We start from the raw sequence: 23,438 nt of genomic DNA, 5'->3' as shown, positions 1-23,438 counted from the left end.
TGAAGCGTCCCTGCATCAGACCCTTTCCCCCCAGCAGCATAGAAGAAGCGGGGAAAAAAGCGATGTGGTGCCGGTTATTCCGGCAGCGGCAGGGCCGTGGTGTATTTAATCCTTTCCATCGCAAAACTGGAGGTCACCTCAATCAGCCCGGGCACCCCGTTTACCAGTTTTTTATAGAAAATGTCGTAGCTTTTCATGTCAGCCACCTGGATTTGCAGCAGGTAATCATACTCGCCGGTCATCCGGTAGAAGGCCAGCACCTCCGGCATCTGCTCCGTCTGGCTGACAAAATGCTGATACCACTCGCGGTTGTGCTGCTGGGTTTTGACCAGCATAAACGCTGTCAGCCCCAGGCCCAGTTTCTCCCCGTCGAGTAATGCCACCCGCCCACGGATATACCCGTTGTCCTCCAGCCTTTTCAGCCGTTTCCAGCAGGGTGTGGCCGTCAGGTTGACCGACTCGGCCAGCGCCTGAAGCGATAACGTGCAGTCCTGTTGCAGCCGGCGCAACAGCGTACGATCGATTTTATCTAACATACGGGGCCTCCTGAGAAAAATTTTCTCCTATGTCGCCATTTCACAGGCAAGATAGCAACCCTTTTTTCCCGCTAACCGCGTACCCTTAGCTACCCTCAATTCACTGCCCTTGCCGGGAGATGTTATGACTGCTTCCTGGGTCAGACGCGCCATTCACGAAATTGACGCCGATTTCCAGCGCTCTGCCGACACTCACCTGATCCGCCTGCCGCTGCCGGATTTCCCGGGGATTGCCCTCTACCTGAAAGATGAGAGCACACACCCCAGCGGCAGCCTGAAGCACCGCCTGGCGCGCTCGCTGTTTCTCTATGCGCTTTGCAATGGCTGGCTGCGTGAAAACACCCCGGTAATTGAGGCCTCTTCCGGCAGCACTGCCATCTCTGAAGCCTATTTTGCCCGGCTGCTGGGGCTGCCGTTTATCGCGGTGATGCCCGCGGGGACGGCCCGCCGTAAAATCGAGCAGATTGAATTTTATGGCGGCCGCTGCCACTTTGTGGAGCACACCGGGCAGATCTACGCCGCTTCTGAACATCTGGCCCACGATCTGGGCGGCCACTATATGGATCAGTTTACCTATGCGGAACGGGCTACTGACTGGCGCGGCAACAATAACATCGCCGACAGCATTTACCGCCAGATGTCACGCGAGCCTTTTCCCATCCCACGTTATGTGGTGATGGGGGCCGGCACCGGCGGAACGTCCGCCACCCTCGGGCGCTATATCCGTTATCAGGGCCATGACACTCAACTGGTGGTGGTAGACCCGGAAAACTCAGTGTTTTTCGACTACTTCCACCAGCGCAATCCCCAGCTTACCCGCGCCTGCGGCAGCCGGATTGAAGGCATCGGCCGCCCGCGCGTGGAACCGTCCTTCATCCCTGACGTCATTGACCGGATGATTCAGGTGCCGGACGCTGCCAGCATGGCGGCGCTGACCTGGCTGACGCGCATGCTGGGGCGGCGGGCCGGGGCGTCAACCGGTACCAACCTCTATGGCGCGCTGCTGCTGGCCACTGAGATGCGGGCGCGCGGTGAGCAAGGCTCGATTGTGACCCTGCTGTGTGACAGCGGTGAACGTTACCCGGACACCTACTACAACGATGAATGGGTCAGCGCCCATATCGGCGACACCACACCCTTTTTGCAGCGCCTGATACCGGGTATTGCCGGCGGTTAAGCCGCCCGCCGCCGCACAGCTGTTCAAACCACACCGGGGAAAGTACCCTATAGTGATTGATACCCGGCAGAACCCCAGCCGGGCTTGCATGATAAAAAGGTAAGCATGACATGAAACGAGCAGTAGTGGTGTTCAGTGGCGGCCAGGACTCGACCACCTGCCTGATCCAGGCGCTGGCGCAGTATGATGAAGTACACTGCATCACCTTCGACTACGGGCAGCGGCACCGGGCAGAAATCGAGGTGGCGCAAACCCTCTCGGCAGCACTGGGCGCGCGCGCGCATAAGGTGCTGGATGTCGGCCTGTTAAATGAACTGGCCATCAGCAGCCTCACGCGGGATAACATCCCGGTCCCCAGCTATGGCAGCGAAGCCGCCGGTGCGTTGCCCAGCACCTTTGTGCCGGGGCGCAATATCCTGTTCCTGACGCTGGCCTCTATTTACGCCTACCAGATTGAGGCGGAAGCCGTGATTACCGGCGTCTGCGAAACGGACTTCTCCGGCTACCCGGATTGCCGGGACGAATTCGTCAAAGCGCTGAACCAGGCCGTTTCCCTCGGCCTGGCGCGGGATGTCCGGTTTGAAACGCCGCTGATGTGGCTGAACAAAGCGGAAACCTGGGCGCTGGCCGACTACTACGGGCAGCTGGAGCGCATTCGCCGCGATACCCTTACCTGTTACAACGGCATTCAGGGTGACGGCTGCGGTGAATGCGCCGCCTGCCACCTGCGGGCGAACGGCCTGGCGGTTTATCAGCAAGACCGTGCCGGTGTCATGGCTAGCCTGAAACATAAAAGCGGCCTGCAGTAACCGGGTTCGCCCCCTCTTTCTGATACCGATCACGCCCCGCGCCGGGGTGTGATCATTACCGCGTGTAGTGGATCTTCCCTTCCTGATAAAGATCGGGCCGCAGAGAGACGATCGCGGCACAATGCCGGTCAGCCCGCAGGCAGGTCTCTGTCCTGCTGTTCAAGCTGGCGTAACTTCTCCAGCAACTCCCCTTCCAGCGGCAGCGCTTTCTGGGTTTTCAGATCAATACAGACGAAGGTCAGTGCGGCATCGGCAATGGCGTCCCCGTTGCGCGTCACCACCTGGCTGACCACCCCGCTGCGCCCGTTGAGGCGTTCCAGCCGGCTGTCGATCTGCAACAGGTCACCCAGCACCGCAGGCAGCCGATAGTTAATATTGATGTTCACCACGATAAAGGCGATCTGGCGCGCTTTCATCCATTGAAACCCCTCCAGCGCTGACAGCCACTCCCAGCGGGCTTCCTCCAGAAACTCAAGATAGCGGGCATTGTTAACGTGCTGGTAAACATCAATATGAAATCCCCGGACTTTAATAAAGGTCTGCATAGCGGCTCTTTCTCTCCTGACATAAACGGTGGACGCGGCATCGCGATAAAGCCTGACACCGGCGTAAAGTGCGCCCGCAGGCGCACTGGTCGGATCACTTACTGAGCGTAGCAGAAAGCCTCATCCGGTGAAGAAAAGCGTAAGGCAACGCGAAGCGCCTCACAAAACCATCCGGTCACGGTTGCGCTCCACCAGGGACGGCCCGATGCCGGGGACTTCCTGCAACTGATCCACCGCGGTGAACGGCCCGGACTCCTCACGGTAACGGACGATGGCCTCCGCTTTTTTCAGGCCAACGCCGTTTAACCCGTCAGAGAGCGCCTGCGCATCTGCGGTATTGAGGTTGACCTTCTCCTCCTGGGGCGCTGCCGCGGCCCTGGCTTCAGGGGCTTTTTCCGCTTTTTTAGCCGGTGCCGCAGCCGTGGTGGTTTCGCTGTTGGGGGCGGCATGGAGCATCACCGGCAGGGTAGACAGCCCCAATGCCAGGGCGAGGGACAGTGAGGTAATACCTAATTTTTTCATGCTGTTTCTCCTTGTGTTGTTCAGCACGCACACCATGCCGAAAAGCAGAAACAGATACAAAGACCAGATAATAGATGTGGAAAAGGCCGCGAAAGCGGCCTTTGTGTGTTGCAACGGATTACATTTTTCTGGAAGCGCTACTGCACTTGTGCCGCGCTGCCCATTTTGATTTTGGCAGACTGACGCAGGCCGGCAATCAGCGCATCAAAGGTGATGTTGGTGGCACCCTCTTTGATCTGGCCGGAGAAGTTCGCCACTTCATCCGCCGGCAGCTTGCCTGGGTTGACGGCATCCAGGGCGACGATCACCACGTTGCCTTTTTCATCCTGGGTCACGCCGTAGTTCGGCTTGCCTGCTTGCGGGTGCGGCAGGGCATAGATGCTCTGCTCAAACGCGGAAGGCTGCTGGGAACGCAACACTTTCTGCGTGGTGCCAAAGCTCAGGCCGGCAGCTTTCAGCGCCTCATCCCCTTTGCCCTGCTTCAGCTCAGCCAGCACTTTTTGTGCCTCAGCCTGCGCCTGCGCCTGGGCTTTCTGATGTTTCACCTGAGCCACCACGGCGTCACGCACTTCCGCGAACGGCTTCACGCCCTGTGGTTTGTGCGCATCCACCCGCACGACAAAGGCGCGGTCGCCATCTGTGGTGATGACGTTGGAGTTGCTGCCCGGAGAACCGCCCTCGCCCAACAGCGAGCCATCAAACAGGGCATCCACTACCGGCTTGCTGTTCAGCGCCTGCGGCAGGGTCTGCTGGGTGAACCAGTCAGTGTGAACCGCTTTAATGCCGGACACCTCTTCCGCCGAGGCCAGGGACTCGTTGTCATTGGTGGCGGCTTCGCTGACTTTCTGTTGCAGCGTGTAGTAAGCGTCCAGCGCTTTCTCCTGCTTCAGCTTGGCCAGCACATCATTGCGCACTTCATCCAACGGCTTCAGCTTTGCCGGCTCCAGATCGTTCAAACGCAGGATCAGGTAGCCCGAAGAGGACTTAATCACGCCGGAAATCTGGCCTTTTTCCGTCAGGTTGGCGTTTTTAAAATCGTCCAGCGTGGTTTCCGGCTCCATCCAGTCCAGTTCACCGCCGCGTTTGCCGGTAAAAGTATCGGTGGATTTGGTTTTGGCGAGCGCCGCAAAATCTTCGCCTTTCTTCAGCTCAGCCAGTACGGCCTCTGCGTCAGCCTGGGACTTCAGGACAATCACCGCAAACTTCTTGCGCTCCGGCTGGCCAAAGCTGCTTTTATGCTGATCGTAGTAGGCGGCCACGTCGGCATCCGTGACGGTTACCTTGTCCTGCAGGGCCGCGGCGTCCATCTCCAGGTAGCTGACTTTCAGCTGCTGCGGGGCGATGAATTCATTCTGGTGCTGATCGTAGTAACCTTTCAGCTCCTCGTCGGTTGCCGTCTGTTTGGCAGCCAGGGCGTCGGTATCAAACGCGGCCACGCGGACATCCCGCTCCTGCAACACCAGCGCAGCCAGGCTGTCGGTTTCGCCCGGCAACACAAATTCGCTGCCGCCGTACACCTGGTTCAGCTGTTGTGCCTGCAACTGGCGGCGCACAACCTGTGCGTAGCCGTCCGGCGTGTAGCCGCTGCCGCGCACCATTGCCAGGTATTTCTCGTTATCGAACTGGTTATTGGTCTGGAAGGCGGGCGTCTTCAGGATGCTCTGCCTGACCTGCCCGTCACTGATGGCGATGCCCAGTTTTTTGGCGTACTGGTCAATCAGGGTAACGTCGATCAGCTGGTTCAGCACCTGCTGGCGCAACTGCTGCATATATTGCTCGTTGCCGGCCAGTACGGAAAATTGCTCACCCAGTTGCTGCTGCATACGGGCACGTTCATTCTGGAAGGCCTGCTCAAACTGGGCGCGGGTAATCTCCTGGCCGTTCACCTTCGCGGCGTAGTCGCCGGAGCCACCGATCAGGTAGTTGCCCACCCCGGTCAGAACAAAGGACAGGATAATGAGAGCCAGGATGATCTTGAGCACGACATGGTTAGAGGCCGCGCGTAAATTGTCCATCATAGTGTGACAACACTCCGCTGTAGTAGAGATTAACAACCCTGCGCAGGCATTGATGCCCGGCGCATCCTGCGCCGCTGCGCGGTAGCGCGAAAGGTCAGGTAAACCGGGTTAAAACCCGCATCCTGCCTGTGCTGCAAATAAAAAAAGCGCATCGTTTTTGATGCGCCTTGTATCTTACCTTACCAGGCAAGTGACGTCAGGTGATAGTTTGAGGCAAACCGCGCCTGTCACACAAACACCCTGCCGCTGATTAGTTTACTGAATCTTTCAACGCTTTACCTGCACGGAAACCCGGGACTTTTGCCGCTGGAATCGCGATCTCTTTCCCGGTCTGCGGGTTGCGCCCGGTACGGGCTGCCCGCTCACGTACGGCAAAGGTGCCGAACCCTACCAGCGCCACATCCTCGCCCTGCTTCAGGCTGTCGGTCACCGCCTCGATAATGGCATCCAGAACACGTCCTGCCGCGGCTTTAGAAATGTCAGCCCCTGCGGCAATGTTGTCGATCAGTTGTGATTTATTCACTTATTCATCCCCTTTTAAAATCTTTAGCCGCGCTGAAAAGTCCTGGATGCGCGGCTGCGCTGCTTTTATATCAAGCCTGCCGGGCCTATGCAAGCCGCCGCCGCCCGCCCTGCCGGCGCGCGTCTGCCGGGTAAAAGGCATAAAAAAAGCGGGCAGATCATACTGACCTGCCCGCTTCTGATCACGCTTATGGCATCGGAACTTATTTAGCCGCGACCGGCTGTGCGCCAAATGCCGGGTTTTGCAGCGCCAGGTTCAGCACATCATCGATGCGCTTAACCGGGTGGATCTCCAGATCGGCAATCACGTTATCCGGAATCTCTTCCAGATCGCGACGGTTCTCATCCGGGATCAGCACCACTTTGATGCCGCCGCGATGGGCAGCCAGCAGCTTCTCTTTCAGGCCGCCAATCGGCAGTACCTGACCGCGCAGGGTGATTTCACCGGTCATGGCGACGTCGGCACGCACCGGGTTCCCTGTCAGGCAGGAGACCAGCGCAGTACACATGGCGATACCGGCGCTTGGGCCATCCTTCGGCGTCGCGCCTTCCGGCACATGCACGTGGATGTCGCGTTTTTCGTAGAAGTCCGGGTTGATACCCAGCTTATCCGCACGCGCACGCACCACCGTCAGGGCAGCCTGGATCGACTCCTGCATCACTTCACCCAGCGAACCGGTGTAGGTCAGTTTGCCTTTGCCCGGCACACAGGCGGTTTCGATAGTCAGCAGGTCACCGCCCACTTCCGTCCAGGCGAGGCCCGTTACCTGACCAACGCGGTTTTCCGTGTCGGCCCGGCCGTAATCCACGCGCTGCACCCCGAGGTAATCCTTCAGGTTGTCGCCGGAAATGGTGATGTGCTTGAGGGTTTTATCCATCAGCAGCTGTTTCACTGCCTTGCGGCAGAGTTTGGAGATTTCACGCTCCAGGCTACGTACCCCGGCTTCACGGGTGTAGTAACGGATAATGCCGACAATGGCACTGTCCTCCACCGTGATTTCGCTTTTCTTCAACGCGTTACGCTCAATCTGCTTCGGCAGCAGGTGCTGCTTGGCAATGTTGAGCTTCTCATCTTCGGTATAACCGGAGAGACGAATCACTTCCATACGGTCCAGCAGCGGAGCCGGGATGTTCATGGAGTTTGAGGTCGCCACAAACATCACATCGGAGAGATCGTAATCCACTTCCAGATAGTGGTCGTTAAACGCCACGTTCTGTTCCGGGTCCAGCACTTCCAGCAGGGCAGACGCCGGGTCGCCGCGCATGTCCGAGGACATCTTGTCGATCTCATCCAGCAGGAACAGCGGGTTACGCACCCCGACTTTCGCCATTTTCTGGATCAGTTTGCCCGGCATGGAGCCGATGTAAGTACGGCGGTGACCGCGGATTTCCGCCTCATCACGCACGCCGCCCAGCGCCATACGCACATACTGGCGGCCGGTGGCCCGTGCAATGGACTGGCCCAGGGAGGTCTTACCTACCCCCGGCGGCCCCACCAGGCAAAGGATCGGGCCTTTGATTTTGCTGACGCGGCTCTGCACGGCGAGGTACTCAAGGATGCGATCCTTGACCCGCTCCAGGCCGTAGTGATCGGTATCGAGCACTTCCTGCGCCTTGACCAGATCTTTTTTCACCTTGCTGCGGGCATTCCACGGCACCTGCAACATCCAGTCGATGTAGCTGCGCACCACCGTGGCCTCAGCGGACATCGGCGACATCATTTTCAGCTTCTGCAGCTCAGCTTCGGTTTTTTCCTTGGCCTCTTTCGGCATTTTGGCCGCGTCAATTTTGCGTTTCAGCGCTTCGTTTTCATCCGGCGCGTCATCCATTTCGCCAAGCTCTTTCTGAATCGCCTTCATCTGCTCATTCAGATAGTACTCACGCTGGCTCTTTTCCATCTGTTTTTTGACGCGGTTGCGGATGCGTTTCTCCACCTGCAACAGATCGATCTCAGATTCCATCATCGCCATCAGGTACTCCAGACGTTCGGTAATGTCGAACATCTCCAGTACAGACTGCTTGTCAGCCAGTTTCAGCGGCATATGGGCGGCGATGGTGTCAGCCAGGCGGGCGGCATCGTCAATGCTGTTCAGGGAGGTCAGCACTTCCGGCGGAATTTTTTTATTGAGCTTGATGTAGCCTTCAAACTGATTGATGGCCGTGCGCACCAGGACTTCCTGCTCACGCTCATCAATGGCCGGCGAGTCCAGGTACTCCGCTTCGGCGGCAAAGTGCTCGCCGTTATCGGAAAGCGTGGTAATACGCGCACGCTGCAACCCTTCAACCAGCACTTTTACCGTGCCGTCCGGCAGCTTCAGCATTTGCAGAATAGACGCTACCGTACCGACAGAAAACAGATCGTTGACGCCAGGTTCATCCGTTGAGGCCTCTTTTTGCGCCACCAGCATGATCTTCTTATCGTGATCCATTGCGGCTTCAAGGCACCGTATCGATTTTTCCCGGCCAACAAACAACGGGATCACCATGTGCGGATAGACCACCACATCGCGCAGAGGCAATACGGGGATTTCTATGCGTTCGGAACGCTCAGGATTCATAGAGCTCTCTCTTAGTTTAGCTTCCGCCAGGTTAAAGAAATCTCGTGAAACACCAGATTCCCGGGTTTCAGCAAGTAGGATACTGAGTATATGGGGATGAATATCTGACATTCAACGACAAGAATGCGAGGAAAAAAAAATGGGGGATGATTTCCCCCATTTGATGTTTAACATGCTGAATGTTTGGCTAATTACTCGCCGGAAGCCTGTTGGGCCTCATGCTTACCGTAGATCAGCATCGGTTCAGACTGGCCGGCAATTACCGACTCATCAATCACCACTTTGTCAACGCTGTCCATAGAAGGCAGGTCATACATGGTGTCCAGCAGTGCGCCTTCAACGATAGAGCGCAGGCCGCGGGCACCGGTTTTACGGGCCATCGCTTTCTTGGCAATCGCGTTCAGGGCCTCATCGCGGAACTCCAGCTCCACCCCTTCGAGATTGAACAACGCCTGGTACTGTTTGGTCAGGGCGTTTTTCGGCTCTTTCAGGATCTGAATCAGCGCGTCTTCGCTCAGCTCGCTCAGGGTCGCAACCACCGGCAGACGACCGATGAACTCAGGAATCAGACCAAACTTGATCAGATCTTCTGGTTCAGCCTGGGCCAGCAGCTCGCCTTCTGTCGCTTTTTCAGATTTACCCTTCACTTCCGCACCGAAGCCAATCCCGGTCCCGGTATTGATACGCTGACCGATCACCTTATCCAGCCCGGCGAAAGCGCCGCCACAGATAAACAGGATTTTCGACGTATCGACCTGCAGGAACTCCTGCTGCGGATGTTTGCGCCCGCCCTGTGGCGGAACAGCTGCCACGGTGCCTTCGATCAGTTTCAGCAGCGCCTGCTGCACACCTTCACCGGAGACGTCGCGGGTAATGGACGGGTTGTCTGACTTGCGGGAGATCTTGTCGATCTCATCGATGTAGACAATGCCGCGTTGTGCTTTCTGCACGTCGTAGTCGCACTTCTGCAACAGTTTCTGGATGATGTTTTCCACATCCTCACCCACGTAACCGGCTTCGGTCAGGGTGGTAGCGTCCGCCATGGTGAACGGCACATCCAGGAAACGGGCCAGCGTCTCAGCCAGCAGGGTTTTACCGCTGCCGGTCGGGCCGATCAGCAGAATGTTACTTTTACCCAGCTCGATGCCATTGCTGGAATCGCCGTTACGCAGACGTTTGTAGTGGTTGTATACCGCCACCGCCAGCACTTTTTTCGCCTGTTCCTGGCCAATGACGTAGTCATCCAGGTGGTTGCGGATTTCGTGCGGGGTCGGGAGTGCGCTGCGCTCACGGTGGGGCGCAACTTCTTTAATCTCTTCGCGAATAATGTCGTTACACAGATCAACACATTCATCGCAGATATACACTGACGGCCCGGCAATCAGCTTACGCACTTCATGCTGGCTTTTGCCGCAAAAAGAGCAGTACAGCAGCTTTCCTGAACCGTCTTTGCGCTTATCTGTCATCAGTAAACCTCTTCTCTAGTATCTGTCCTGCCGCAACACACGGCAGAAGCATGACCAGTTAACGAACCTCTCCGCTGCTGGCCGCCGATGCGTTAACTGCGAAAAAACACAGTAGCTTCACCCAGTATAGCGCATCGGTTCGTACTCATTAGCGTCAGACGCGATGGGTCAATACCGAATCGACCAGGCCATACTCTACAGATTGTTCTGCAGACATGAAACGGTCGCGCTCAGTGTCACGCTCTATCACTTCAAGAGACTGGCCCGTATGTTTCGCCATCAGCTCATTCATGCGCGCTTTGACTTTCAGGATCTCTTTGGCATGGATTTCAATGTCTGATGCCTGGCCCTGGAAACCGCCCAGCGGCTGGTGAATCATCACCCGCGAGTTCGGCAGGCAGAAACGCTTGCCTTTGGCACCGGCGGCCAGCAGGAAGGAGCCCATTGAGCACGCCTGGCCCATACAGATGGTGCTGACGTCCGGCTTGATGAATTGCATGGTGTCATAAATTGACATGCCGGCCGTGATAACGCCACCCGGGGAGTTAATGTACAGGAAGATGTCTTTTTCCGGGTTTTCCGCTTCCAGGAACAGCATCTGCGCCACAATCAGGTTAGCCATGTGATCTTCCACCTGACCGGTCAGGAAGATGACGCGCTCCTTCAACAGGCGGGAGTAGATATCGTATGAACGCTCACCGCGGGAAGTCTGCTCTACCACCATTGGTACCAGAGCCATGTTAGGTGCTAATTGATCTCGTTCGCCACTGTATGACATCACCGTCTCCTAGAAATAATTCACTTTGGCGCCATTAAAACCGATTCTACTTGAGTTGGCCGCTGAAGACCATGCTCAAGCGCCCGGCCGCCCCTGCCGAAAACGGTGGTCGTCCCCTCATGCAGATCGATGGAAACCGTACCCCTAAGCAGTGGGGGCTAAGGCTGCGCTTTTCAAGCACGCCAATGAAATTTGCCCGCCGCATACTGCCCCTGCCCTTTCTCTTCCTGCACAGCTGACCCGGTCGCCGGCAACCGGCGTATTGTGCGGGCAGGCATACCAACATATTGAATATAGTGTAAATCGGGGCAAAAGGAATGAGAAATTTAGTGACAAGGCTGCGGGCAAAAAAGAAAGCCCACGGGATTCCGTGGGCCTGGCAGAGAGAACCGGGCAGAACCCGGTTCAGCGATTCACTCAGGCAGACGCCTGGTTCATCAGGTCAGTGAAAGAGGTCTCTTTTTCAGTGACTTTTGCTTTGGCCAGCAGGGTTTCAACCGCCTGCTCTTCCAGTGCGACGTTACGCATGTTGTTCATCAGTTCTTTGTTCTTGCCGTAGAACTCAATCACTTCCTGCGGATCTTCGTACGCGGAGGCCATCTCTTCGATCAGTGCTTTCACACGATCTTCATCTGCCTTCAGTTCGTTTTTGCTGATCACTTCACCCAGCAGCAGGCCAACCACAACGCGGCGTTTAGCTTGCTCTTCGAACAGCTCACGCGGCAGTTCCAGCGCCTGTTTCTCGTTGCCGCCGAAACGCTGAGCAGCCTGACGACGCAGCACGTCGATTTCGCCGTCAACCAGGGCAGCCGGCACGTCGATCGGGTTGGCGTTAACCAGGCCGTCGATCGCCTGAGTTTTAACACGGTTACGCACGGCGCCTTTCAGCTCGCGCTCCATGTTTTTACGCACTTCAGCACGCAGGCCTTCCAGAGAACCATCAGCCACGCCGAAACGTTTGATGAAATCTTCGGTCAGCTCCGGCAGTTCACGCTGTTCAACTTTCTTCAGCACGATAGCGAACTGTGCAGCTTTCCCTTTCAGGTTTTCCGCGTGGTAGTCTTCCGGGAAGTTCACGTCGATGGTGAACTCTTCGCCCGCTTTGTGGCCAACCAGACCCTCTTCGAAGCCCGGGATCATACGGCCCTGGCCCATCGCCAGCACGAAGTCAGAGGCTTTGCCGCCGTCAAACTCTTCGCCGTCGATAGAACCGTTGAAGTCAACGGTCACGCGGTCTTCTGCCTGGGCAGCGGCGTCGGTCTCTTTCCACTCAGCCTGTTGCTTGCGCAGGGTTTCCAGCATGGCGTCAACGTCGGTTTCTTTCACGTCAACAACCGGCTTCTCGATCTCGATGCCTTCCAGATCTTTCAGTTCCACTTCCGGGTAGACTTCAAACTCTACCGCGAAGGTGAAATCTTCACCTTCTTTATACTCGCCCGGCACATAGTTCGGTGCGCCGGCCGGGTTAATCTTCTCTTTGATGATCGCGTCAACAAAATTGCGCTGCATCAGATCGCCCAGCACGTCCTGGCGGACAGAGGCGCCATAGCGCTGTTCTACGATGTTCATCGGCACTTTGCCTTTGCGGAAACCGTCGATACGGACGTTTTTCGCTGCGTTGATCAGCTCTTTTTTTACTGCCTGATTGATAACATCAGCCGGTACAGTAATAGAGAGACGGCGCCCAAGGCCTTGAGTGGTTTCTACTGAAACTTGCATCTTGTTACCTCAAAAAAATCAAAGTGCTCGGTCAACTCCAGAAGCCGTTCTCAAAATGAGAGCCCAGGGACTGCTTACTTTGAAAACGGCTTCTAAGAACCAGGACGGCCGCTTTACAGAACCCATTCCCTGTCTTCAGAAGCGTCCCGAAACCATTCCGGAAAATAAGACGCAGCATTATAGCGGCGCAAGCCGTGCGAGTCGAGGAGGGGACGGCGCCCATCACGCGCTAAATCTCACACTTCCGGCGTTTTACTCGCCAATTTGCCCGTCACCGCGTTACCGGCCTGTTATCCGCGCAAACGTCATGAAACAAAAACGGCCCGCAGGCCGTTTTATCGAGTCGACTCTATTAATACCCTATTTGCGGTGAAAAGTTCCAGCCACAACGTGTGAGCCGGGGCACCAATGGGTAAACCGCCTGCGGCCGCTAAGCCAGCGTACCGGCTCCCCGGCACGGCGGTGAAGCGGGAACGGTGTCCTGTAACCCTTCCCACTCTTTCAGCGTATAAGTATGGAGCGCCAGGGCATGAACCCCGTCAGAGAGCTCCTCTGACAATACGCCATAAATGGCCCGGTGCCGGGTGAGGAAACGCTCACCCACGAACCGGTCTGAGACCATGATGACTTTAAAATGGCTCTCAGACCCGGCCGGCACATTATGGCGATAGCTTTCATCCACCACTTCCAGATGAACAGGTTCAAACGCCGCCCTTAATTTTGCTTCAATTTGCTCGCGAATCATTAAGTTCTCCTTATTATACCCGCAGAGAGCTGCGCCCTATCTGTTTCAATATTAGCCGTTTTTAAACCGTTAGCGCTCCGGTTGTGTAAATTTGTTACCGATCACGCTGAAAAAGCCCCTGCCCGCCCCCGGCAAGGGGGGCGGCCGGGGTCAGCATAACCACTTATGCGGTTGAAAAGGCAAAAATTGGCGCGCGGACTCACCGGAATGCGTAAAAAAAGCGCGGAGAGGTGCAAAACTGTCCGCCGGGATCTTCCCCCACTGAACGGCGATGTTATGATGTCGGCCAGTGCGCATTGCCCATCCTTAATAACGAACGAGATGTGACCATGATTAAAAAAATGATCTTTCCTTTGCTGGCAGTCCTGATGCTGGCCGGCTGCGCGACCAGCACCAATACCCTTAACGTCACGCCGAAAATGGTGTTGCCGACCCAGGACCCGACCCTGATGGGCGTGACCGTCAGCATCAACGGTGCAGACCAGCGCCAGGATCAGGCCCTGGCGAAGGTCAACCGTGACGGCCAGCTGGTGACGCTGACCCCCTCCCGCGATCTGCGCTTCCTGCTGCAGGAAGTGCTGGAGAAGCAGATGAGCGCACGTGGCTACATGATTGGTGCCGACGGCGCGGTTGACCTGCAGATCGTGGTCAACAACCTGTTTGCCGATGTCCAGGAAGGTAACCTGCGCTACAACATCACCACCAAGGCGGACATCTCCATCATCGCCACGGCGAAAAACGGCAGCAAGCAGGTGAAAAACTACCGCTCTACCTATAACGTCCAGGGGGCGTTTACCGCCACCAATGACAAGATCACCAATGCGGTGAACACCGTACTGGGTGACGTCATCGCCGACATGGCACAGGACACCAGCGTCAGCGAGTTCATCAAACAGAACGCCCGCTGATCCGCGTCAGGCCGGTGGCCCCCCCCTGGGCTGCCGGCCTGCTCTAAGGGACAGGGTGCGTATCGCGCCTGCGCGGCCTGCCCTTACCCCCAGCGGCTGATGCCGCCCTCTCTTTCCTTTATCTGCCAGCCTGCGGAACCCAGCCATGCTCAGCCGAACCCTCAGCCTTTTCACCCAACGTAACAGCATCGTGATGCTGCTGCTCGGCTTCGCCTCCGGCCTGCCGCTGGCCCTGACCTCCGGCACCCTGCAGGCGTGGATGACGGTGGAGAACGTTGACCTCAAAACCATCGGCTTCTTTTCGCTGGTCGGCCAGGCGTATGTCTTTAAGTTCTTCTGGTCGCCGTTGATGGACCGCTACACGCCGCCGTTTTTAGGGCGGCGGCGCGGCTGGCTGTTGCTGACCCAGCTTCTGCTGATTGGGGCGATCTTCGCGATGGGCTTTATGCAGCCCTCCAGGGATCTCTGGTGGCTGGCGGCGCTGGCGGTGGCGGTGGCGTTTCTCTCCGCCTCGCAGGATATCGTGTTCGACGCCTACAAAACTGATCTGCTCAATGCAGAGCAGCGGGGCGCGGGCGCGGCGGTGTCGGTGCTGGGCTACCGGCTGGCGATGCTGGTTTCCGGCGGGCTGGCGCTGTGGCTGGCCGACCGCTATGCCGGCTGGCAGGCGACCTACTGGCTGATGGCGGCCCTGATGCTGGTAGGCGTGGTCACCACCCTGCGGGCACCGGAGCCGGAGACTCACGCCGGGGTGCCGCGCACGCTGGAACAGGCGGTGATGGCCCCGCTGCGCGATTTCTTCGGCCGCAACAATGCCTGGCTGATCCTCTGCCTGATTGTGCTCTACAAGATGGGCGATGCCTTCGCCGGCAGCCTGAGCACCACCTTTCTGATCCGTGGCGTCGGGTTTGAGGCGGGCGATGTGGGGCTGATCAATAAAACCCTGGGGCTGGCAGCGACCATTGTCGGCGCGCTCTATGGCGGCGCGCTGATGCAGCGGCTGTCGCTGTTCCGTGCCCTGCTGATCTTCGGCCTGTTGCAGGCGGTGTCGAATGCCGGTTACTGGCTGCTGGCCGTTACCGATAAACACCTGCTCAGCATGGCGGTGGCGATTTTCTTTGAAAACCTGTGTGGCGGCATGGGCACCGCAGCCTTTGTGGCGCTGCTGATGGCGCTGTGCAACAAGTCGTTTTCCGCCACCCAGTTTGCCCTGCTCTCGGCGTTGTCAGCGGTAGGCCGCGTCTATGTCGGCCCGGTGGCGGGCTGGTTTGTGGAGGCGCATGGCTGGCCGCTGTTCTACCTCTTCTCCATTGTGGCCGCGGTGCCGGGGCTGCTGCTGCTGATCGCCTGCCGCAGCACGCTGGAGTACGCGCAACACCATGAAGATGCCATCCCCCGCACCCATTTTGCGCAGGCATACCGCTGGGCCTTCCGTCTGTTTGCCCTGGGCTGTGGGGTGCTGCTGCTGTGGCTGGCCGGGCTGGCGGTATCGGCCCTGGCTGGCCTCGCCATGGGGACGCTGCTGACCGGGTTATTTGAAGCGGGCATGGCGCTCGGCCTGGGTGGTATTCTCTGGGGGGCAGGGCTGGATTATGCCGCGCAGCGACGGCCTGCGGCAGTGACGTAATTTTGCCCGGCGTCGCAAGTTCAAAAAATGAACAAATAACAGAGAAAGAAACGTGCAGGTTGCTATTTCTGTGCTAGCCCGCGAAAAACGCGCCTGCCCTACGCCTTTCTAATTAACCCGGGTGTTTCCGGGTTCTGCTTTTTTTCGGTATCAGATTTATTTTATTTTTCACCTTAATTACACAAGTTGTTTACATAATTTAAACCTCGAATTTCTAAACATTTCTGGTTGGCGAAATAATCGCGGCCTTTAGCCGTTATTTTTTCAGCAAATAGATTAAAAATCCGCAGCTTAGTTGTCACAACGCGTTGTTGCCATTAGGAAATCATCACCTACTGTTACAGGTGTGACTATGTTAACATAAAGTGTCAACACCTTGCTGACACTCGCTTAAGCGTGTTTACAGTGTTGCAACCTTCCCGTAAAATGCCCGCACACATGAAACGACAATAGAGCCCTTGTAATTGAGGTCGTTAGATGAGACTTGAGAAATACAATAAAAGTATTGGGATGTTGTCTTTATTTGCTTCCACGGTAATGCTTAGTGGTTGCAATACGGCATTAATGGATCCCAAGGGAGCAATTGGACATGAGCAACGAACACTGATTCTGACTGCAATCGGCTTAATGCTGATCGTGGTTATTCCAGTGATCATTATGGCTTTCGCCTTTGCCTGGAAGTATCGCGCTTCCAACAAAGACGCTAAGTACAGTCCAAACTGGTCCCACTCCAACAAGATCGAAGCTGTGGTCTGGACCGTTCCAATCATTATCATTGCCATCCTGGCAACGATAACCTGGAAAACCACCCACTCTTTGGACCCCTTCAAACCGATTGAAAGCGACCAAAAACCGCTGACAATTGAAGTGGTCGCCCTGGACTGGAAATGGCTGTTTATCTATCCGGAACAAGGTATCGCCACCGTCAATGAGATCGCTATCCCGAAAAACGTGCCTGTGCAGTTCAAGGTTACGTCTGACACGGTAATGAACTCATTCTTTATTCCCCAACTGGGCGGACAAATCTACGCGATGGCCGGTATGCAGACTCAGCTGCATCTGATCGCTAATGAAGCAGGAACCTATAAAGGGATCTCCTCCAACTTCAGCGGTCGCGGTTTCTCCGGGATGAAGTTCAATGCTATCGCTACGCCAAACCAGCAAGAGTTTGATAACTGGGTGGCAAAAGTGAAGCAGGCGCCTAACACCCTGAACAGCACTGATGAGTTCAACAAACTGGCTGCGCCGAGCGAAGCACATCCGGTTGAGTACTTCTCCAGCGTGAAATCAGGTCTGTTCCAGGAAGTCATTGGTAAATTTATGGGCGAGATGAAATCGCACAAAGATATCGATGCCATGCCGGACGGTATGGACATGAGCAAAGGCATGGACATGGGTGAGCACGCAAAAGCCGGAGCCGAGGAATAAAAGATGTTCGGAAAATTAACGCTTGATGCGGTTCCTTATCACGAACCCATCATTATGATTACCCTTGCTGTTGTGGCGGTTCTTGGGGCCGGCCTTGTCGGTGCCATCACCTACTTCGGCAAATGGAAGTACCTGTGGACGGAATGGCTGACCTCCGTTGACCACAAAAAACTCGGTATCATGTATGTCATCCTGGCGTTCGTCATGCTGCTGCGTGGCTTTGCCGACGCCATCATGATGCGTGGCCAGCAAGCGCTCTCCTCTGCCGGGGAAGCGGGCTTCCTGCCGCCTCATCACTTTGACCAAATCTTCACCGCGCACGGCGTGATCATGATCTTCTTCATGGCGATGCCGTTCGTTATTGGTCTGATGAACATCGTCGTGCCGTTGCAGATTGGTGCACGCGACGTGGCCTTCCCGTTCCTGAACAACGTCAGCTTCTGGTTCACCGCTGCCGCTGTGGTGCTGATCAACATCTCTCTGGGTGTGGGTGAGTTCGCGCAGACCGGCTGGCTGGCCTACCCGCCGCTGTCCGGTAAGGAATTCAGCCCCGGCGTCGGTGTTGACTACTGGATCTGGAGTTTGCAGATTTCCGGTATCGGTACCCTGCTGACAGGTGTTAACTTCTTCGCGACTATCCTGCGTATGCGTGCGCCGGGTATGCCGCTGATGAAAATGCCGGTCTTTACCTGGGCGGCACTCTGCACCAACATCCTGATCATCGTCTCCTTCCCGATCCTGACTGTGACCATCGCGCTGTTGACGATGGACCGTTATCTGGGCACCCATTTCTTCACCAATGATATGGGCGGCAACATGATGATGTATGTCAACCTGATTTGGGCATGGGGCCACCCGGAAGTGTACATCCTGGTTCTGCCGGTGTTTGGTGTGTTCTCGGAAGTGACCGCGACCTTCTCCAAGAAGCGTCTGTTCGGTTACACCTCCCTGGTATGGGCAACCATCGCGATTACCGTTCTGTCGTTCATCGTCTGGCTGCACCACTTCTTCACCATGGGGTCCGGCGCGAACGTTAACGCCTTCTTCGGTATCGCCACCATGATTATTTCCATCCCGACCGGGGTGAAAATCTTCAACTGGCTGTTCACCATGTATCAGGGCCGTATCCAGTTCAACTCCGCGATGCTGTGGACCGTTGGCTTCATCATCACCTTCTCCATCGGTGGGATGACCGGCGTGCTGCTGGCCGTACCGGGTGCGGACTTCGTGCTGCACAACAGCCTGTTCCTGATTGCCCACTTCCACAACGTTATCATCGGTGGTGTGGTGTTCGGTTGCTTCGCCGGCCTGACTTACTGGTTCCCGAAATCCTTCGGCTTCATGCTGAATGAGAAATGGGCGGTCCGCTCCTTCTGGTTCTGGATCATCGGTTTCTTCGTGGCCTTTATGCCGCTGTACGTGCTGGGCTTCATGGGGATGACCCGTCGTCTGAGCCAGAACATCGACCCGGAATTCCACCCGATGCTGATGGTGGCGGCGTTTGGTGCGGCACTGATTGCCTGCGGTATCCTCTGCCAGCTGATCATGCTCTTCGTCTCGGTACGTGACCGTGACCAGAACCGTGACCTGACCGGTGACCCGTGGGGCGCGCGTACCCTGGAGTGGGCGACCTCTTCCCCGCCGCCGTTCTATAACTTCGCTGTGGTACCGGATGTTCACGACCGTGACGCATTCTGGGACATGAAAGAAAAAGGCGAAGCGTATAAGAAGCCGGCCAAGTATGAAGAGATCCACATGCCGAAAAACTCCGGTATGGGTATCGTCATTGCCTTCGGCAGCCTGGTATTCGGTTTCGCCGCTATCTGGGACATCTGGTGGCTGGCTATCGTGGGCTTCCTGATGATGGTTGTGGCCTGGATCGCGAAAAGCTTCGACAACGATGTTGACTACTATGTGCCGGTTGCCGAAATCGAGCGTATTGAGAACCAACATTTTGAACAAATCAGCAAAGCAGGCGTGAAACATGTCAACTGATACTCTGACTAACCACAACGTAGCCCATGCGGAGCATGGGCACCACGATGCAGGTGGGACCAAAGTCTTTGGCTTCTGGATCTACCTGATGAGCGACTGCGTACTGTTCGCGAGCTTGTTCGCGACGTATGCGGTACTGGTAAACGGGACCGCAGGCGGTCCCTCTGGTAAAGACATTTTCGAACTGCCGTTCGTTCTGGTCGAAACCTTCTGCCTGCTGTTCAGTAGTATCACCTACGGCATGGCCATGCTGGCCATGAACAAAGGTAACAAAAGCGGCGTCAACACCTGGTTGTTCCTGACCTTCCTGTTCGGCCTCGGCTTCATCTGCATGGAAATCTATGAATTCCATCACCTGATCGCCGAAGGCTTCGGGCCGGGCCGCAGCGCCTTCCTCTCTGCCTTCTTTACCCTGGTAGGGACGCACGGCCTGCACGTGACCACCGGTCTTATCTGGATCATCGTGATGATGATTCAGGTGAAAAACCGCGGCCTGACCTCAGTGAACAAAACCCGCCTGATGTGCCTGAGCCTGTTCTGGCACTTCCTGGACGTTGTTTGGATCTGTGTATTTACCGTTGTCTATCTGATGGGGGCCATGTAATGAGTCATTCTTCTACAGGGCACGGCGGCGCCAGCCACGGCAGCATGAAGAGCTACCTGATTGGGTTCGTCCTCTCTGTCATCCTGACGATCATTCCGTTCTGGATGGTGATGAACGGCACTGCCTCTCATGCCACCATCCTCGGCACGGTTGTCGCGATGGCGGTGATCCAGATTGTGGTGCACCTGGTGTACTTCCTGCACATGAACACGTCGTCGGAAGAGCGCTGGAACCTGGTGGCGTTCCTGTTCACCGCTATGATCATTCTCATCGTCGTTGTGGGCTCACTCTGGATTATGTACAACCTCAACCTCAATATGATGGTCAGTTAACGAGCCGAGTTGCACGATGATTAAGCAATACCTGCAAGTAACAAAACCAGGAATTATTTTCGGTAATTTAATTTCTGTCGTCGGGGGGTTCCTCCTTGCTTCCAAAGGGAACATTGATTACCCCCTCTTCCTCGCTACCCTGGTGGGCGTCTCGTTGGTTGTCGCGTCGGGCTGTGTATTTAACAACTACATTGACCGCGACATCGACAAGAAAATGGAGAGAACGAAGAACCGGGTCCTGGTGAAGGGCCTTATTCAGCCGAAAATCAGCCTGGTGTATGCGACCTTGTTGGGTATTGCCGGCGGCGCGTTGCTCTATTTCGCAGCCAATGCGCTGTCCATGTGGCTGGCGCTGGCAGGGTTCATCATTTATGTCGGGGTGTATAGCCTCTACATGAAGCGTAACTCTGTGTACGGCACGCTGATTGGCAGCCTCTCCGGCGCTGCGCCGCCGGTGATTGGTTACTGCGCGGTGAGCAATGAGTTTGATGCCGGTGCGTTGATTCTGCTGCTGATTTTCAGCCTCTGGCAGATGCCGCACTCCTACGCGATCGCGATTTTCCGCTTCAAGGATTATCAGGCTGCCAACATCCCGGTTCTGCCGGTGGTGAAAGGCATCTCGGTCGCGAAGAACCACATCACGCTCTATATCCTGGCGTTTATGGTGGCAACCGTGATGCTCTCGCTGGGTGGCTACGCCGGGTATAAATACCTGGTGGTGGCAGCCGCGGTGAGCGTCTGGTGGCTGGGCATGGCCCTGCGTGGGTACAAAACCTCTAACGATAAAGTCTGGGCGCGCAAACTGTTCGTCTTCTCTATCGTGGCGATTACCTCGCTGAGCGTCATGATGTCCGTGGACTTCAATGTCCCGGCGACCGGCACCCTGCTGACGTACGTCTGGTAACCTGCGCCGCCGCGCATCTGATCAAGTGAAGTGCCCCGGCACTTCACTTTTTTTTTGCCCCCCTCCCCTGCCCTCTCCGCCCTTCCTCTCTGTTTTTTCTGCCTGCTTGCCTTGATGGTTTCAGGAGCAACCTGACGGTAATATCTGCTAAACATCCGGCGATTTACCGCAATGCCTTAACAACACTACAATGACGCAGTTTGTCATTTTGAGGTGGTAATGAAAGATAACCAAATGACCCCGCTGGAAAGCCGGGCGACATGGGGATTAGGGACAGTATTCTCTTTACGGATGCTCGGCATGTTTATGGTACTGCCGGTGCTGACGACCTACGGCATGGCGCTCTCCGGTGCCAGCGAAGCGCTGATCGGTATCGCGATCGGCATTTACGGGCTGGCACAGGCGATTTTCCAGATCCCGTTTGGCCTGCTTTCTGACCGCATCGGCCGCAAGCCGCTGATTGTGTTCGGCTTAGGCATTTTTGCATTCGGCAGCGTGATCGCCGCCGTGACGGACTCCATCTGGGGCGTGATCCTGGGCCGCGCCCTGCAAGGCTCCGGCGCGATTGCCGCCGCCGTGATGGCCCTGCTCTCAGACCTGACGCGTGAACAGAACCGTACCAAAGCGATGGCGTTTATCGGCATCAGCTTCGGCATCACCTTTGCGATTGCGATGGTGCTTGGGCCGATCATTACCCACGCGCTGGGCCTGCACGCCCTGTTCTGGATGATCGCCCTGCTGGCGCTGTGCGGCATCGCCATTACGCTGATGGTGGTGCCCAACGCCTCCCGCCATGTGCTGAACCGCGAATCCAGCATGGTCAAAGGGAGTTTCACCAAGGTGCTGGGCAACCGCAAACTGCTGAAGCTCAACTTCGGCATCATGTGCCTGCACATTCTGCTGATGTCCAGCTTTGTGGTGCTGCCGCGGGTGATGGAACAGGCCGGTTTCCCGCCCAGCGAACACTGGAAGGTCTACCTGGTGACGATGCTGACCTCGTTCGTCGCGGTGATCCCGTTCATCATCTACGCCGAAAAGAAACGCCGCATGAAGCAGGTGTTTATGAGCTGTGTGGCGGTGCTGCTGCTGGCCGAGCTGGTGCTCTGGTCTGCCGGCGGCCATCACCTCTGGGTGATTATCGCAGGCATCCAGCTCTTCTTCCTCGCCTTTAACCTGATGGAAGCGATCCTGCCGTCATTGATCAGCAAAGAGTCCCCGGCCGGTTACAAAGGCACGGCGATGGGCGTTTACTCCACCAGCCAGTTTATCGGCGTGGCGATCGGCGGCAGTTTAGGCGGCTGGATCTTCGGCCTGGCCGGGGCCGGCGCAGTGTTTATGGCCTGTGCGGCGATCGCCCTGGTCTGGTTCCTGGTCAGCGCGACCATGCAGGAGCCGCCCTACGTCAGCAGCCTGCGCATCATGCTTTCTGACCTGGCCGTGAATGATGCAGCGCTGGCTTCCCGGCTGCGTGCACAGCCGGGCGTGGCCGATGTGGTGGTGGTGCCGGAAGAGCGCAGCGCCTACATTAAAATCGACAGCAAAATCACCAACCGGCAAACGCTGGAGCAGCTGGTCGACGTGGCCTGAGCCGCCCGTTGGGCATAAAAAAAGAGCCGCTGATGCGGCTCTTTTTCGTTACGGTGTCGCGATCAGTCGCGGAAATTCTTAAACTGGAACGGCTGGCCCAGATCGGAGCCGCGCACCAGCTGCATCACGCTCTGCAAATCATCACGTGCTTTGCCGGTGACCCGCACCTCTTCACCCTGCACCTGCACCTGGACTTTCAGCTTGCTGTCTTTGATCAGTTTCACGATCTTTTTCGCCAGCGCCGCTTCAATCCCGGAGTGCAGTTTCGCCTCCACGCTGTAGGTTTTGCCGCTGTGATCCATCTGCTCCGGGATCTCCAGCGCGCCGCCCTCAATCCCGCGCTTGCTCAGCTTTTCACGCAGAATATCAATCAGCTGGTTGACCTGGAAGTCAGACTCGCTGGCGACTTTAATCGACTCGTTCTTCTCGTTCAGCTCAAAGCTGGCCGGCACATTCCGGAAATCCCAGCGGTTGGTCAGCTCACGGCTGGCATTTTCCACCGCATTGCGGACTTCCTGCATATCAATTTCAGACACAATATCGAAAGATGGCATTGTCATTTCTCCCTTAACCCGACATGGCGAGCATGATAACCGCTTCCCCGCCGGATGCAAAATCGCGGCTGCCTCTGGCATGGCGGCAGCGCAGGCGGCATACT

Annotated in this window: 21 protein-coding genes; 10 read left to right on the top strand and 11 right to left on the bottom strand. The window is 56.6% G+C overall.

What is annotated here, in order from left to right; all coding sequences use genetic code 11:
• Nucleotides 1-74: 74 nt before the first annotated feature.
• Nucleotides 75-536, bottom strand: a complete 462-nt coding sequence (locus CYR32_RS03495; protein ID WP_101822623.1) for an Lrp/AsnC family transcriptional regulator — start codon at nucleotides 534-536, stop codon at nucleotides 75-77.
• Between the two features lie 124 nt (nucleotides 537-660).
• On the opposite strand from CYR32_RS03495, the gene CYR32_RS03490 reads away from it, so the two are divergent.
• On the top strand, nucleotides 661-1,713 hold the full coding sequence (locus CYR32_RS03490; RefSeq protein WP_101822621.1) for a PLP-dependent cysteine synthase family protein: 1,053 nt from the start codon (nucleotides 661-663) through the stop codon (nucleotides 1,711-1,713).
• Between the two features lie 110 nt (nucleotides 1,714-1,823).
• Nucleotides 1,824-2,522, top strand: a complete 699-nt coding sequence (gene queC, locus CYR32_RS03485; protein ID WP_101822619.1) for a 7-cyano-7-deazaguanine synthase QueC — start codon at nucleotides 1,824-1,826, stop codon at nucleotides 2,520-2,522.
• A gap of 128 nt (nucleotides 2,523-2,650) precedes the next feature.
• Here queC and CYR32_RS03480 read toward each other — a convergent pair whose 3' ends face one another.
• The 9 genes from CYR32_RS03480 to bolA all read right to left on the bottom strand — a co-directional run bounded on the left by CYR32_RS03480 (nucleotide 2,651) and on the right by bolA (nucleotide 13,395).
• A complete protein-coding gene (locus CYR32_RS03480; RefSeq protein WP_101822617.1) occupies nucleotides 2,651-3,067 on the bottom strand; it encodes a YbgC/FadM family acyl-CoA thioesterase in 417 nt (138 codons plus the stop codon).
• A gap of 159 nt (nucleotides 3,068-3,226) precedes the next feature.
• A complete protein-coding gene (locus CYR32_RS03475; protein WP_101822615.1) occupies nucleotides 3,227-3,589 on the bottom strand; it encodes a ComEA family DNA-binding protein in 363 nt (120 codons plus the stop codon).
• Between the two features lie 137 nt (nucleotides 3,590-3,726).
• A complete protein-coding gene (gene ppiD / locus CYR32_RS03470) occupies nucleotides 3,727-5,607 on the bottom strand; it encodes a peptidylprolyl isomerase (protein ID WP_101822613.1) in 1,881 nt (626 codons plus the stop codon).
• 250 nt (nucleotides 5,608-5,857) lie between these two features.
• A complete protein-coding gene (gene hupB / locus CYR32_RS03465) occupies nucleotides 5,858-6,130 on the bottom strand; it encodes a nucleoid-associated protein HU-beta (protein WP_101822611.1) in 273 nt (90 codons plus the stop codon).
• Between the two features lie 202 nt (nucleotides 6,131-6,332).
• The gene (lon, locus tag CYR32_RS03460) at nucleotides 6,333-8,687 is read right to left on the bottom strand and encodes an endopeptidase La (protein WP_101822609.1); all 2,355 of its coding nucleotides are present in this window, start codon (nucleotides 8,685-8,687) and stop codon (nucleotides 6,333-6,335) included.
• A 191-nt stretch (nucleotides 8,688-8,878) separates the two neighbouring features.
• Nucleotides 8,879-10,153, bottom strand: coding sequence for an ATP-dependent protease ATP-binding subunit ClpX (gene clpX / locus CYR32_RS03455; RefSeq protein WP_072926501.1), 1,275 nt, complete (start codon nucleotides 10,151-10,153; stop codon nucleotides 8,879-8,881).
• Nucleotides 10,154-10,307: 154 nt separating this feature from the next.
• A complete protein-coding gene (gene clpP, locus CYR32_RS03450; RefSeq protein ID WP_101815635.1) occupies nucleotides 10,308-10,931 on the bottom strand; it encodes an ATP-dependent Clp endopeptidase proteolytic subunit ClpP in 624 nt (207 codons plus the stop codon).
• Nucleotides 10,932-11,348: 417 nt separating this feature from the next.
• Entirely contained in the window at nucleotides 11,349-12,650 is a 1,302-nt protein-coding gene (gene tig, locus CYR32_RS03445) for a trigger factor (RefSeq protein ID WP_101822607.1), read from the bottom strand.
• Nucleotides 12,651-13,080: 430 nt separating this feature from the next.
• Complete coding sequence (gene bolA / locus CYR32_RS03435) at nucleotides 13,081-13,395, bottom strand: transcriptional regulator BolA (protein ID WP_101815633.1); 315 nt, start codon at nucleotides 13,393-13,395, stop codon at nucleotides 13,081-13,083.
• Nucleotides 13,396-13,724: 329 nt separating this feature from the next.
• Between bolA and CYR32_RS03430 the strand changes: the two genes are divergently transcribed.
• The 8 genes from CYR32_RS03430 to CYR32_RS03395 all read left to right on the top strand — a co-directional run bounded on the left by CYR32_RS03430 (nucleotide 13,725) and on the right by CYR32_RS03395 (nucleotide 22,780).
• Nucleotides 13,725-14,303 (top strand): lipoprotein, encoded by a 579-nt coding sequence (locus CYR32_RS03430; RefSeq protein WP_101822605.1) that lies wholly within the window; start codon nucleotides 13,725-13,727, stop codon nucleotides 14,301-14,303.
• Nucleotides 14,304-14,448: 145 nt separating this feature from the next.
• Nucleotides 14,449-15,930 carry a muropeptide MFS transporter AmpG gene (gene ampG, locus CYR32_RS03425; protein WP_101822603.1) on the top strand — a complete coding sequence of 494 codons (1,482 nt, stop codon included), beginning with the start codon at nucleotides 14,449-14,451 and terminating at the stop codon, nucleotides 15,928-15,930.
• 477 nt (nucleotides 15,931-16,407) lie between these two features.
• A complete protein-coding gene (gene cyoA, locus CYR32_RS03420) occupies nucleotides 16,408-17,358 on the top strand; it encodes a cytochrome o ubiquinol oxidase subunit II (RefSeq protein ID WP_101822601.1) in 951 nt (316 codons plus the stop codon).
• 3 nt (nucleotides 17,359-17,361) lie between these two features.
• Entirely contained in the window at nucleotides 17,362-19,353 is a 1,992-nt protein-coding gene (gene cyoB / locus CYR32_RS03415) for a cytochrome o ubiquinol oxidase subunit I (protein WP_101822599.1), read from the top strand.
• Nucleotides 19,343-19,957 (top strand): cytochrome o ubiquinol oxidase subunit III, encoded by a 615-nt coding sequence (locus tag CYR32_RS03410; RefSeq protein WP_101822596.1) that lies wholly within the window; start codon nucleotides 19,343-19,345, stop codon nucleotides 19,955-19,957. The genes cyoB and CYR32_RS03410 overlap by 11 nt, the downstream gene beginning before the upstream one ends.
• Nucleotides 19,957-20,289, top strand: coding sequence for a cytochrome o ubiquinol oxidase subunit IV (locus tag CYR32_RS03405; protein WP_101822594.1), 333 nt, complete (start codon nucleotides 19,957-19,959; stop codon nucleotides 20,287-20,289). The genes CYR32_RS03410 and CYR32_RS03405 overlap by 1 nt, the downstream gene beginning before the upstream one ends.
• A 16-nt stretch (nucleotides 20,290-20,305) precedes the next feature.
• Nucleotides 20,306-21,193, top strand: coding sequence for a heme o synthase (cyoE, locus tag CYR32_RS03400; protein ID WP_101822592.1), 888 nt, complete (start codon nucleotides 20,306-20,308; stop codon nucleotides 21,191-21,193).
• Between the two features lie 219 nt (nucleotides 21,194-21,412).
• Nucleotides 21,413-22,780: an MFS transporter gene (locus tag CYR32_RS03395; RefSeq protein ID WP_165698171.1), complete on the top strand. Its 1,368-nt coding sequence runs from the start codon at nucleotides 21,413-21,415 to the stop codon at nucleotides 22,778-22,780.
• 62 nt (nucleotides 22,781-22,842) lie between these two features.
• Here CYR32_RS03395 and CYR32_RS03390 read toward each other — a convergent pair whose 3' ends face one another.
• On the bottom strand, nucleotides 22,843-23,334 hold the full coding sequence (locus CYR32_RS03390) for a YajQ family cyclic di-GMP-binding protein (protein ID WP_101815624.1): 492 nt from the start codon (nucleotides 23,332-23,334) through the stop codon (nucleotides 22,843-22,845).
• Nucleotides 23,335-23,438 lie beyond the last annotated feature (104 nt).

This window comes from Chimaeribacter coloradensis (assembly GCF_002858715.1).
In the GTDB taxonomy this organism is placed as follows: Bacteria; Pseudomonadota; Gammaproteobacteria; order Enterobacterales; family Enterobacteriaceae; genus Chimaeribacter; species Chimaeribacter coloradensis.
The sequence above is the reverse complement of the archived record's forward strand: the minus strand, read 5'-3'. Positions and strand labels throughout refer to the sequence as shown.